The organism is Asaia sp. BMEF1, assembly GCF_051628905.1.
Classification (GTDB): domain Bacteria; phylum Pseudomonadota; class Alphaproteobacteria; order Acetobacterales; family Acetobacteraceae; genus Asaia.
This window is the reverse complement of sequence record NZ_CP157575.1, coordinates 706178-719441: the sequence shown is the minus strand read 5'-3', so window position 1 is coordinate 719441 and position 13264 is coordinate 706178. Positions and strand designations below refer to the sequence as shown.

Genomic DNA, 13264 nt, shown 5'->3' with positions numbered 1-13264 from the left:
ATGATCACATACCCGACATAACGGCAGCTTATGGATAAGTATTGACGCCTCGAGTTGTCGGTTCAAGGAGAGATCGAAAATTGTCTTTCGATCTCTATCAGGCGTTGTTTGCGCCACAACCCTCCACCATAGCCCGTCAGGCTGCCATCGGCTCCGATAACGCGATGGCAGGGGATAAGCAGGGCGATCTTGTTGGCACCATTGGCGCGGGCAACAGCGCGCACGGCGCCGGGATGGCCGATCTGTATGGCAATATCGGCATAGCTGCGCGTCTCGCCCGCCGGGATGCTGCGCAGGGCGCGATGCACGTCACGGGTGAAGCCGGTTCCCTGTGCTGCGAGCGGGGTCTGGAAAACAGAGGATTTTCCTGAAAAATAGGTAGCGAGTTCGGTCCTGACCTGTTCGGTCGGTGCTGTCGAGCCGAGACCCAGTGTCGTCTTGAGCGCCTTTTGCAGGGCGCTTAACTCGGTAGGGAGGGCTCTGCGGTCGACGAATTCTAGCAGGTGCAGATGGGTCGTGCTCGCTACGGCAATCATGTCTCCCAGCGGGGTCGGAATCCAGCTTGCCTGCAAGAACCCGCCTGGTTTCAGCATGCTGGGGGCGCAGCCTAGAAGTCGCGCAAAGGCCTCTCTGAACGCGCTGGGGGAGTTGAATCCTGAATCGAGCTGGGCCTCGATCACACGCTCGCCGCCGGAGAGGGTCAGAAAGCCCTCTCGCAGTCGATATTGCCGTGCCATATCGAGAAAAGTCATGTCGAAATGACGCTTGAAGCTGCGTCGTACCGTGGAGAGATCGAAGCCAAGAGCGGCGATGTCGCTTTCGCGCCAACGCCGTCCCGGCTCGGCGTCGAGCAAGCCGAGCAGCTTGCCGACGATCGGGTCCGCTTCTGCGGCACTATGCAGCGGATGGCAGCGCTTGCAGGGACGAAACCCGGCCTCAAGACATTCCCTGACGCTCGACCTGAAAACGCAGTTTTCAGAAAGCGGCTTGCGGGCCGGGCAGGTGAGGCGACAGAAAATGCCTGTCGTGCCGACGCAGACGAAGATCCTGCCATCATGCGACGGATCGCGCGCGATCAGGGCTTTGTAGAGCGTGTCATGGGAGGGGGGAGAGAACAGCATGATGGTTTCCTAGCACCGGGCGAAAAATCGCAGCGTCGGAAATCAGGCGTCTCATCTCCGATGCTGCATCAAATCCCTCGCCAGATACTCAGGTTTCGTGTTGGGCTGCTATCATGGTCCGCTTCCGGATTTCCCTCTAAAGAACTCAGTTCGTGACCGGCGGCCGCGCATTTGTCTTGCCCACTTTACTTCCCCAACGGACCAGATCTTCGGTGCAATCCTCCCGGTCGAGGCTGCATTCGATCAGGGTCGGGCCACGCCTGTTCTGCCGGGCTTTTGCGATTGCTTCCGCAAGTTCGCCAGACGTATGGGCTTTCAGCCCGAGACCATGACCCTCACCTGCATTAAAGACATCGATCAGACCGGCATAATTCCAGTTCTTGATATAATTATACGGTCCGTCATGGATCTTGATTTCGATGACATAGCCCCGGTTGTTGACCAGAAAGATCATGACCGGCAGCTCGTAACGGATCATCTGAGCCACCTCCTGCGCCGTCAGCTGAAACGAGCCATCGCCAACCATCACGATATGCTGTCTCTCGGGTGAGCCCGTGGCGTTGCCGAATGCGGAAGGCACAGACCAGCCTATATGACCCCACTGCATCTCCAGTTCGACACGAGCCTCGGCGGGCAGGGTCAGGCGCACGGCGTTGAACCAGCTATCGCCAGTTTCGGCCGTCAGGGTTGTATCGGCGGTTACCAAGGCACCGATCTGGCGCATCATCTCGTCATTGGTCAGGGGAGCACTGGCGGGAAGAGGGGCGGTCTCAGGCGCTGGCAGAGCCGGTGTTTCGGCGCTTCTTGTGCGGCGCGGTGCCTGTTCGCTCAGCGCCGTGACGAAATCGAACAGGCTGATACCGCCGAAACTCCTTCCCGCGACGATAACTTCTTCCGGCTCGACCCTCACCATCTTGTCGCCCTTTGGCCACGCCTGCCAGCCAACGGTCGAATAATCGTTGAAAACCGGGCCGAGGCAGAGAATGGCGTCGGCGTTGTCGATCAGTTCCTCGGCGCCGGGTGAACTGACATTGCCCCAATAGACGCCACGATATGCAGGGTGATCTTCAGGGAAGAAACCCTTCGCTGCGGCCATGATCGTGACAGCGCAGCCCACGCGGTCAGCAAGTTTCACCGCAGCGTCGAGCCCATGCGCGGCCCGAAGCTTGCTGCCTATCAAAATGACAACCTGTTCGCGCTCGTTCAGGAAGTTGAGGGTCGTTTCAATCGCCCGATCGAGCGTTTTGCCCGCTGACGGCCTGCGAGAGAGTAGCGCCTCGACGGGCCCGGGCTCGGGGCATTCCAGATCAGCCACATTGCACGGGATTTCGAGGTAGACCGGCTTGCTCAGGGCCAGCGCGCGCTCGATCACGCGATCGATTTTCGCCGGGGCGTCTTCTGCTGAAAACAGGCGCTCGGCCGCGACGGTGACATGGCGGACCATCTCATATTGGTAGCCATAATCGGATGTGCCAAGCGTGTGATGCAGGATGCGCCCGGTGCCATGGTCATTCGTGTTCGGCGCACCGGAAACGAGGATGACCGGCAGGTTTTCTGCATGGGCGCCGCCGAGTGCATTGATGGCGGAAAGCGCCCCGACGCTGAAAGTCACGACAGCACAGGCTGCCCCTCTGGCCCGCGCATAACCCTCTGCGGCAAAGCCGCAATTCAGCTCGTTACAGCAATAAACCTGTTCGAGCCCGTCCTGAGCAAGAAGCTGGTCGAGAAGAACGAGGTTATAATCACCCGCCACCGCGAAATGATGAGAGACGCCGATCTGCGCCAGTCGTTTTGCGAGATAACCACCGATAGTCGTGCTCATGGAGACTTAGGATCCTTCAACTGGGTGTCGATTATGTCGTAGTTTGTCCTTGGTCGTTCAACGCGTCCAATATATGTTTGAGCCCTCTTCCATATGTTGAGGATATGGATTATCGACCTTCGACGCTGGCGTTACCTGGTGGCAATTGCCGAGGCGGGCAGCTTCACCCGCGCTGCCGAAATACTGCATATGGAGCAGCCACCGCTCAGTCAGCAGATCAAGGCCATGGAGCGCGAGCTCGGTCTTGTACTGTTCGTGCGGTCGCGCTCGGGCGCGGTTCCGACAGAAGCCGGTGCAGCCCTCGTCGAGCGGGCACGCGTCCTGATCGGGCTCGAACGCGAAATGACGTCACTGGCCCGTGGTCTGTCTCGTGGTGAACAGGGCAGGCTACGTATCGGTCTGGCCGGTGCTGTCTCCCTGCTGCCTCTGGTGCCAGGCGTCATCCGTGCTTTCCGGGAGCGCTGGCCCGACATCATCATCACGCTCGAAGAAAGCAATACGCCCGCTTTATGCGATGCCCTGCACGATCGCCGGATAGACATCGCGATCGTGCGCCCGCCTGCGCCGGTTCAGAATCTCGTCGTGCGGCCCCTCCTCGAAGAAGCGACGGTTATCGCGCTGCCCAAAGGGCATGTCAGAGCCTCGATGCAGGGCGTTCGTCTTGAGGCCTTGCGCAATGAACCCATGATCCTGTTCGAGCGCGAACTCGGGCCCGGATTTTACGATGCGATCATCATGGCCTGCGGTCAGGCGGGTTTCGTGCCTAATATCGGGCAATCGGCGCCGCAGATCATTGCCACCGTCTCGCTCGTTGCAGCAGGGTTGGGCGTCTCCATCGTGCCGAAATGCCTGAGTCAGATCCATGCTGATGGCGTCAGTTATCACCGGATCATTGGATCGGCGCCCAAAGCGGCTCTTGCGATTGCGATGATCGATGCTCCGGTTTCCCTTCCAGTGCAGCGTTTCGAAGCGCTACTCAGAGAGGCCGCCTCAGCGTTTTGATCCATCCGTGAAGGGGTGTGCTTGCTGCTTGAAGAAGGTGGAGAACAACTCCTGCGCCCACGTCATGAACACCCGCACGCGTGGGGCGAGTTGCCGATTGCTGGGATAGAGCAGTGTGAGTGGCGTAGGGGCTGGGGGGTATCCGGCCAGAACCTCGATCAACGTGCCTGCGGTGAGATCGGCTTCGAAGCGATAGCGTGGCGCCTGAGCCAGACCGAGGCCAAGTCGTGCCGCTTCGGCAGAGGTTTCGGCCCCCGAAACGAGCAATCGTGCCGGAATGAGCCGTTCGACCAGCCCCTCTTCAGTCGAGAATTCGAGCGGCAGGATCTCTTTCGTTCGGGAAGAGACAAAGGCGATCATCTGATGGCCGTCCAGATCGTCGGGCGTACGAGGCGTGCCGTGTCTTTGCAGATAGTCAGGGCTTGCTACCGTAGCTTCGTGCAGTAAGCCAAGCGGTCGCGCGATCATGTCGCTGTCTGGCAGCGGGCCGCCCCGTATGACGCAATCCACCCCTTCGCGCAGCAGATCGACCAGCCTTTCGCCTTCGCCCAGATGCACGTTCAGCCCTGGGTGGCGTGACAGAAAATCGGGGAGGGCGGGGAGAAGGATTGTTCGCGCCAGATGGCCGACCGTATCCACGCGTATCGTGCCCGATAGCGCGCCGCCAACCATGCTGTCGGCCTCCTCCAACGCAGCGACGATGCTCTGGCAGCGTTGATAATAGAGACGTCCTTCTTCCGTCGGCTGAACATGGCGCGTCGAACGTTGCAGTAATCTCGTGCCGAGGCGTAGTTCGAGCGCCTGAATGGCCGCGGTCGCGGCCGGGCGCGACACCCCGCAATCATGAGCGGCTGCGGTGAAGCTGCCGCGCTCGATCACGCGCAGGAAAAGGGTCAGCGAAGCCAGTCTGTCCATGATTATTATTCCGTTCAGCTGAACAATCCTGACAGGAAACAACGTCTTATCGCAAGCGGTGCTGCGTGATGATCTGTGCCCATCTGAGAAACAGGAGATGAATATGACCAGCACTAGAAAAATCGCGGTGATCACCGGTGGCAGTCGTGGCCTGGGCCGGGCGAGTGTCGAGGCGCTTGCCCAGCGGGGCGTCGGAGCGATCTTCACCTATAAGAGCAATCGCAAGGCTGCTGAAGAGGTTCTCGCCATCTTGCATGAGGCAGGCTTGCCGGGTCAGGCGCTTGAACTCGACGTCGCCAAGACGGCCTCTTTCGAGGCGTTTGCGCAGACGGTAGGTGAGACGCTTGCCGGATGGGGCTTAACGAAGGTCGATTATCTGGTGAACATGGCAGGTTCGTCTCACACAGGCACGCTGGCCGATACGACAGAGGCGGAATTCGACCGTATCTATGCCGAGCATCTGAAGGGGCCGTTCTTTCTCACCCAGGCGCTTCTGCCCCTGCTGTGCGACGGTGGGCGCATCCTGAACATTTCCTCGGGGCTGACACGGATCATCTATCCCGGACGAATTGTCTACGGGTCGATGAAAGCGGCCGTCGAGACCATGACGCGCTATATGGCCAAGGAACTCGGGCCGAGAGGCATTACAGTCAATACCGTGGCGCCGGGGGCCATCCAGACCGATTTCTCCGGGGGGATGGTGCGAGACAATCCCGAGATAGCCCGGCAGATCGCCCAGAATACCGCCCTAGGTCGTGTTGGCCTGCCCGAGGATATCGGCCCGATGATCGCCTCTTTGCTGTCGGAGGATAATCGCTGGGTGAATGCGCAGCGTATCGAAGTATCTGGAGGTCAGTCGCTCTGAGGTAATTGATATTTTTCGATACATGGGACGCGCTATATTTACTGGAAATTTCACTGGAGCGACCCTCTCCGAAACAAACGTCAATTTCCAACCCGCAGGACGGCATCATCCGGTTGGAACAGGGCGCGTAGTGACAAATCGTCGTGCAATATCAACGCGATTCGAGAGAGTGGACGCGCTACTGAAAATTTAACGATGGGCCTGTATGGCCGAATGTAAGGCCTGTTTCCTCTCTGGATCGGAGAATATCGAAATGTATCTATTGGACACGTATCATCTTCTTTCAAGTCGGAATCTGTCATATGTAAGTAACGATGTGACTTTTTCGCAACCGGAGCTGTCTCCCGTTTCGGATTCACAATAAAGACCTAGACGTATTTTCGATTGTGAAATCTTTCTGACATCAGAACGCCTGATGGACGGTGAGGACACATGAAGACAATCGGAACGAAACGAAAGCTGTTGCTGGCATCTGCTCTGGGGGCCGGCCTGGCTTTCAGTCAGGGTGCATTTGCGCAGGCCGCCACGACTCAGGCGGCCCACGCCCATAAGGCAGTCAAGAAAGCAAAGCGCGGCACAGCGCCTGTGGCGGCTCGCAGCACAGCGACGGCGTCCTCCGCGGCACCGCTCGCCATGCCAGCGGCCACGCGCAGCGTCTCGGCTCAGCGCAACGCCTTTGCTCCTGTGGCCGATGGGGCAACGCGTGGCGGCAGCGAAAACATCGTGGTGACGGGCTCGGCGCTCAGCACTTCGAACAACGCCAATGCGAACCCTGTGCAGATCATCACGGCCAAGCAGATCATGCAGACCGGTGCGAGCACGGTGGGTGACTATCTGCAGCGCCTGCCTTCGGTCGGTTCTTCGGGCACGTATAACTCGCAGACCAATGGCACTGGTGGTTCGTCCTGTGTCGATCTGCGCAACCTCGGCCAGAACCGCACGCTGGTGCTGATCGATGGCAAGCGCACGACCCTCAACGGCAATAACAGCTGCGTCGATCTGAACACGATCAACGTCTTTCAGGTTGCGAGCATCGAAATCCTGAAGGATGGCGGCTCTGAGCTTTACGGCGCCGATGCCGTGGCGGGCGTCATCAACATCAAGATGCGCCACGACCTGAACGACGCGAATATCACCGTCAAGGGTGGTATCTCCGATGTGGGCGACGGCCAGACCGGTCAGATTTCCGGCTACAAGGGCTGGAATTTCGACCATGGCAAGGGCAACGTCACGCTGTTCGGCTCCTACATGACGTCGAGCGGCATCATGCAGCGCAACCGTGCCTGGTCGCGCAATGTGCAGACCAACGACCCGGTCGATTCATCGGATCTGCTGTTCGGTTCGTCCATCCCGACCAGCGGCAAGTATTTCACCGATTCCGGTACGTATATCCCCAATGCCAGCGGCTCGGGCTATCACACGGCGACATCGGCAGACCGCTATAACTACGGTTCGCAGCAATCGCTCACCAACTCGCTGCAGAACTCGACGCTGTCTTTCGATGCGCATTACGACGTGAACAAGCACTTCACGCCCTATGCCAATTTCCAGTACAGCCATCGTACCTCCAGCACCATGCTGGCGCCTGAGCCGATGACGGGCAGCATCTATCCGTCCAATCTGCCGTCGAGCCTCGTCATTCCTGCTGACGCGCCCTACAACACGTTCGGCGAAGACGTGCTGATGTATAAGCGTTACGGCGAGTGGGGTAATCGTCGCACCGAAACCGCGACCGATACCTATACGGCGATCGCTGGTGCCAAGGGTGAAATTACCCATGGCTGGATGTACGATCTGTCCTACACCTATGGCTGGAACCAGGTGACATCGCAGATGTCGGGCGTGGGCAATTATGCCAAGCTGCTTCAGTCTTATGGTCTCGAGCAGGTGGACCCAACGGACTCAAGCAGTGCGCTGGTCTATAATCCTTCGGTCTGTCAGGCCTCTGCCGGCTGCGTGCTGTCCGATCCGTTCAAGCCGCTCTCCTCGGCGGCGGCGGCCTATTCGAACTACACCAGCCACGACCATTATTATTACCAGCTGCGCGATCTGAACCTGCGCATGCACAACAACCATGTCGCGACCATGCCCTGGAAGGGCGGTGGCGATCTCGGCTTCGCGCTGGGCATGGAACATCGTGGCGAGCAACTGGCCTATCATCCCGATGCCGTGGTTGCCTCCGGCGACACGTTGACCAACTCTGCCTCCTATACGGGCGGCGGGTTCAACGTCACGGAAGGCTACCTTGAAGGCAAGGCCACGTTGCTGCGCGATGTTTTCCTCGCCAAGGATCTGACCATCGATGCGCAGGGGCGTTATTCGTCCTACAGCACATTCGGTGGCACGAAAAACTGGAAGGCCTCGATCAACTGGGCGCCTATTCAGGATATCCGCTTCCGCGCCACGATCGGCACTTCCTATCGCCAGCCGAATGTCTACGAACTCTATTCGGGTGGTAGCCTCGGCTATGCTTCGGCAACCGATCCCTGCGCTCAGGCCAGCTCCTATGGCTCGCTCTCTGCCAATGTCGTTGCCAATTGCGCTAAACAGGGCATCAATACCTCGACCTTCGTTGCCGCCAATTCGGGTCAGGTTCCGACGCTCTATGGTGGTAATGCCGCGCTAAAGCCCGAAACCGGTCGTACCTATACGGTTGGCACGGTCATCACGCCGCGCTGGGTACCCGGTCTGTCGGCCTCGGTCGAATACTGGCACTACACGATCAAGAACATGGTCTCTTATCTGAGCTCCCAGTATATTCTCGATCAGTGCTACACTGGCGCAAGCTCGAATTACTGCAATAACATCACCCGCGTCTCCGGTACGAGTCAGCTCAATTCGGTGACCGATTACTACGCCAATATCGGTGGCCTGCGCACAAGCGGTATCGATTTCGATCTCGATTATCGTATCCGTGTCACGCGTAAGGATGTCGTCACGCTGGGTAATAACTTCCAGCAGCTCATCAGCTATCTGCAACAGAATGAGCCGGGTGGGCAGTGGTACAACTATGCCGGTCGTCTGATGTATCAGTCGGGCACAGGTCAGCCGCGCGTGCGCGACTACGCCACGCTTAACTGGCAGCATGGCAATTGGGGCGTCACCTACATGCTCAAATATACGGGTGGCATGGTCTGGAACAACGGATCGCAGGATCTCAGCACGGCGCTCGGCTATGGCCGCTACAAGACGCCCGGTATTTTCTCGCATGATCTGACGGTCAATTACCGTCTGAACCGCTGGAACTTCACCGGTGGCGTGAACAACCTGTTCGACAAGCAGCCGCCTTTCGTGGCCGATGCCTCGACGAACAGCGCCGCAGGGCTTTACGGCGATCTCTATATGGGCCGCTACGTCTTCCTTCAGGCTGGCGTGAATTTCTGACGCCTCTTTCCCGGCGCCTCAATGCGCCGGGAAAACCTTGTCGTTATGGTGCGATCGAAATAGGGGAAGCGGCCACAAAGCCCTTCCCCTGTGGTCGTTCTGCCTAGCAGAGACAGGATTCATTGCCCGTCACGAGCGGTGTGCGTGCTTCGCGGTAGGTGCTGCCACTGCGTTCTCGGTGGTTCTCGATGGACGCGTAGATCAGGCCGTCTGTTTCGGCGTCGCACACGCGATGCGCAAAATCTTCGCGGACAGCATGGATTGCCTTCGTATAGGCATGAGGCCCCGTGATGTTGAACGTGGTTACGGCACCCACACCATGCACATCGGGGCGATAGGTGAGGATCTTGGTCATGACGAGCTGGATCACCCGTCGCAGATAGGGATGAGCCGGACGCGCGATCAGGAACCATTGCTGGTATTCGCCGCCTTTCACATGAGCGATCGAGGCGCCGAGACCCCAGCCTGCATGGCGGCCTGAGCCCGACATGTTCCATTGCGAAATCAGATACTGGTCATCCGGGCGAAGGATCGCCTCCAGCGGTCGCGACATCGACGATTTCAGATCGAGATAGACTCCGCCCAGACGATAGATCAGCAGATAGCGAAAGAAATCGGCTTTGGCCGCACCATATTCGCCACCAATCATCAAATAGATTTTCAGAACATCCCAGCCATAATGATCCGAAATGAACTGGAACCGTGACGCTTCGTCCCAGACATGCACAGTCCAGCCGGGATTGAGCGCTGTCACCTGTGCGATATTCGTGACGAAGGCTGGGTCAAGCGTCGCGGGATCGTTGCAGATGAAATGCAGCAATCGCGGGATGGGCGCGAAATCACCGGCTGATGGCGCAATTTCGGGGAAACGCCGCAGATTGAGGCAGGAGAGTTCGCTCCAGCTTGCCCGCTCCATGACGTCATCCCGCGTTCCGTCGGGGGCGTGAGAATAGACCCGGCCCTGTGCATCGTGCAGCCGATAGACGTAGGGGCGCAGGGCCACGATGCCAATGGAGCGGGGGGCGTTGACCAGGCGGTTACCTTCGAGGCTCAAAAACGGAATGTTGCGCCGTTCCAGAACGACGCCTTCGAGGGCGTCCTTCGCGTTCCCGTCACTGCTTGAAACGAGGGCGTCGCCGAACATGGTGATCAGGGCCGTCTCGGTCATGGTTGCATCCCTCTTATTCTTGGGGTTCCGGCAAGCTTGTCGCAGGGGCGATGGGCAGAAAACCGCCGATCTGTCGCACGGCTTCCGCCAGGCTGACGCGCTCGACCGCAACGCCGTCAGGGAAAGCCGAGAGCAGGCGGGAGGGCATGCGCCGGTCAAGAATGACGAAGATGCCCCGGTCATCGCCCTTGCGTATCAGGCGCCCGAAAGCCTGGCGTAGCCTCATGCGTGTCAGACGATCGTCATAATCGCGCGGGTCGTCAGGAGAGAGGGCCTTGCGTCTTTCCCGATGCAGGATATCCGGCCGTGGCCACGGAGTGCGTTCGAACACCACCAGACGCAGCGCCTGACCCGGCACGTCCACCCCGTCACGCATCGCATCCGTGCCGAGCAGGCAGGAATGCAGCTCCGTGCGGAAGATATCGACGAGCGTGGCATTATCCATCGTGTCGACATGCTGGGCATAGAGTGGCAAACCCGCCTCTTCGAGTGGTGCGGCAATGCGCTGATGCACCGCGCGCAGGCGCGAGATCGCGGTGAACAGCCCGAGCGCGCCGCCTTGAGATGCCAGAAACAGCAAACGATAGGCGCCAGCCAGTGCATCGAGATCGTTCTGCGGTACATCCGTCACGATCAGGGCGCGTGTCTGATGCGCATAATCGAACGGGCTGAGGAGCGAGGCCCGAAACGGTGGCTTGATGAAATGCGGCGTGCCGAGCCGCGTCTCTGCGGCGTGCCAGCTCTGCTCGACCTGACGTGGGTCGGGTCCGTTGGGGCCCGAAAACGGTGTCTGGTCGCGCAATGTCGCCGAAGTAATCAGCAGGCCATGGGCCGGTCCCTGCATGACCGAGGCGAAAGGAATGGTGGGATCGCGCCAGTGACGATGCAGCCCGATATCGGTCTCCCCCTGCCTGCCAGAAACATACTCGGTGCGTATCAGATCGATGAACGCGCTATCGGGAGTATCTTCCTCGCCCAGAACTGTATCGAGCATCGCGATCCACCCTTCGACACGTGCGATGGCGCGACGTCTGAGTGAACGGATCATCGCCTCTATGCGCAATCTCTGGGCGGCTTCGAGTGCGTCATCGGGCTCGCTAAGCAGGGATTTGAGGCGCTCGACCAGCGTTTGCAAAGGCGTGAGCAGGCGTCGCAAGGCAGTATCGAGTGGCCCCGTCGCTTCACGCAGGGCCTCACCTGCCGGGTGCAGTCCGCATTCCGAGGAATCCTGCCCCTGAGTGCCGATGCGTCTGGCTTCGAGCTGTGCTCTGAGCGCTTGAAAGAACTGTTCGGATGGGTTGGCGATGAGGTCGGGTACGCTTGGCTGGGGCGCGTTATCTTCGCCGTTCAACCGCCCCAGCCATCCGGGCGCGGGCAGGGCATGGGCTGCGCCCAGAATGGCCTCGAGCGGGGCGTCGAGAACGGGCGAGGTGGCCACCAGATCTTCGAGGCGGCGGCGCAGGCCGCGCGCGCGGGAGCGACTGCCTTCGGCGCCCAGCAGCCACCGCCGCAGCTCGGCGGCTTCCAGCCCGGACAGGGCGAGAGAAAAGGCACTATCGGCGGCCTCGGGCAGATGATGCCCCTCATCGAAGAAATAGCGCGTGGGAAGTTGATCTTCATCCGGCACGTCGTCCCGCGCCAGGCTCGACCAGCTTGCCTGAGAGAGAACGAGTGCATGATTGGCGATGACCAGCCGTGCGCCACGGGCGCGGCGGATGGAGTGCTCGACAAAACAGGTCTGATAATGCGGGCAGGCGCCGTGAATACATTCGCCGCGACGATCGGCCATGCCGAACAGAACGCCGCCGCCGAAGATGTCGCCGAACCAGCCGGGCAGATCGCCGCCCATCAGATCGCCATCCTCGGTGGCTTCTGCCCAACGGGCGAGCATGGACAGGCCGATAAGCGCTGCAGGAGACGGTGAGGGGCGTGAAGCGAGCGTATTGACCGCGTCTTCCATATTCAGCAGGCAGAGATAGTTCTCGCGCCCCTTGCGTAACACCACCGCGTCACGACGCTCAGCGTCGTCAGGGTAAAGCCGCCGCAACTCCTGCTCGATCTGGCGTTGCAGATGGCGCGTATAGGTCGAGACCCAGACGGGGCCGTCATTCTGCTCGGCCCAGACACTGGCTGGTGCAATATAGCCCAGTGTCTTGCCTGTACCGGTGCCGGCTTCGGCCAGAACGATTTCGGGAATGCCCGCGCCTTCTCTCGGGGCGAGGGCCTGTGTCACGGCAGAGGCATAGTCGGCCTGACCGGGGCGTGTCTCCGCGTCTTCGCCGAGAATGCGTGTCAGGCGGGCTCGTGCCTCGGCAGGGGCGACGGGGCGGCTGCCCGGCGGCGGACGTTGGGCCATTTCCTCCCATCGGGGCAGGCGGCGCCACACGCGCAGCGCTTCATAGGGGTGGCGATTCTGGCTCGGATGCGCTTCGAGGCTTTCCTCGATGAAACCGGCCCAGGCCCAGCCTGCACGAGAAAGCAGGGGCAGGAGGGCACGCAGCGTGTCGGCGTCTCGCGAGGTCACCATGGAATCGAGGGCCTGACGAAGCTTGTCGAGCAGGAGCAGAAGGAAATCCGCCTCGCAATGCTCGGGCGGAGTGAGGCCGAGCGCCAGGCCCATGCCGCGCGGTGTAGGCACGACAGCGCGTGTAGGAAAAAGAAACAGGAAGAGTTCGAGTAAGTCGAACCACGGGACGACCTGCCCCGGCGGTGTCAGGCCCAGCCGCCTGATCGTTGCAGGGCCGTGAATCAGCAAAGGGGCGGGAAGGGTCGCGAGCAGCGAGGCTGCCTCCTGCGCAGCGAGCGACAGGATCTCGCCATCCGGTGTGAGGACGGAAGCGCGCGCGCGCGTTGAGATCAGGGCGGGAGCGTCGTAGGGCGAGGCGCGAGAAGGCGTGGGCATCGCGACCAGTCTAGACGCTAGACGGGCGCACCGCCAGCGAGTGAACGTGGCTTGTCTTGCCCGGGGCCCATGCTATGTCGAAGTA

General features: G+C 60.1%; 8 protein-coding genes. 3 read left to right on the top strand and 5 right to left on the bottom strand.

What is annotated here, in order from left to right; all coding sequences use genetic code 11:
* Nucleotides 1–62 precede the first annotated feature (62 nt).
* Both ABHV46_RS03140 and ABHV46_RS03135 read right to left on the bottom strand, forming a co-directional pair.
* Nucleotides 63–1121, bottom strand: coding sequence for a bifunctional transcriptional activator/DNA repair enzyme AdaA (locus ABHV46_RS03140; protein WP_438382668.1), 1059 nt, complete (start codon nt 1119–1121; stop codon nt 63–65).
* 145 nt (nt 1122–1266) lie between these two features.
* Nucleotides 1267–2943 carry an alpha-keto acid decarboxylase family protein gene (locus ABHV46_RS03135; RefSeq protein WP_438382667.1) on the bottom strand — a complete coding sequence of 559 codons (1677 nt, stop codon included), beginning with the start codon at nt 2941–2943 and terminating at the stop codon, nt 1267–1269.
* Between the two features lie 138 nt (nt 2944–3081).
* Between ABHV46_RS03135 and ABHV46_RS03130 the strand changes: the two genes are divergently transcribed.
* Nucleotides 3082–3945 carry a LysR family transcriptional regulator gene (locus ABHV46_RS03130; RefSeq protein WP_438382666.1) on the top strand — a complete coding sequence of 288 codons (864 nt, stop codon included), beginning with the start codon at nt 3082–3084 and terminating at the stop codon, nt 3943–3945.
* Here ABHV46_RS03130 and ABHV46_RS03125 read toward each other — a convergent pair.
* The gene (locus ABHV46_RS03125) at nt 3934–4860 is read right to left on the bottom strand and encodes a LysR family transcriptional regulator (RefSeq protein WP_438382665.1); all 927 of its coding nucleotides are present in this window, start codon (nt 4858–4860) and stop codon (nt 3934–3936) included. The two genes, ABHV46_RS03130 and ABHV46_RS03125, sit on opposite strands and share 12 nt — an antisense overlap.
* Before the next feature lie 103 nt (nt 4861–4963).
* Here ABHV46_RS03125 and ABHV46_RS03120 point away from each other — a divergent pair, with 103 nt between their 5' ends.
* A complete protein-coding gene (locus ABHV46_RS03120; protein WP_438382664.1) occupies nt 4964–5725 on the top strand; it encodes an SDR family NAD(P)-dependent oxidoreductase in 762 nt (253 codons plus the stop codon).
* A gap of 432 nt (nt 5726–6157) precedes the next feature.
* The gene (locus ABHV46_RS03115) at nt 6158–9109 is read left to right on the top strand and encodes a TonB-dependent receptor domain-containing protein (protein ID WP_438382663.1); all 2952 of its coding nucleotides are present in this window, start codon (nt 6158–6160) and stop codon (nt 9107–9109) included.
* A 103-nt stretch (nt 9110–9212) separates the two neighbouring features.
* Here the strand turns inward: ABHV46_RS03115 and ABHV46_RS03110 are convergent, their stop codons facing one another.
* Nucleotides 9213–10277, bottom strand: coding sequence for a glycosyltransferase family 32 protein (locus tag ABHV46_RS03110; protein ID WP_438382662.1), 1065 nt, complete (start codon nt 10275–10277; stop codon nt 9213–9215).
* A gap of 13 nt (nt 10278–10290) precedes the next feature.
* Entirely contained in the window at nt 10291–13179 is a 2889-nt protein-coding gene (locus ABHV46_RS03105; protein WP_438382661.1) for a helicase C-terminal domain-containing protein, read from the bottom strand.
* Between the last annotated feature and the right edge of the window lie 85 nt (nt 13180–13264).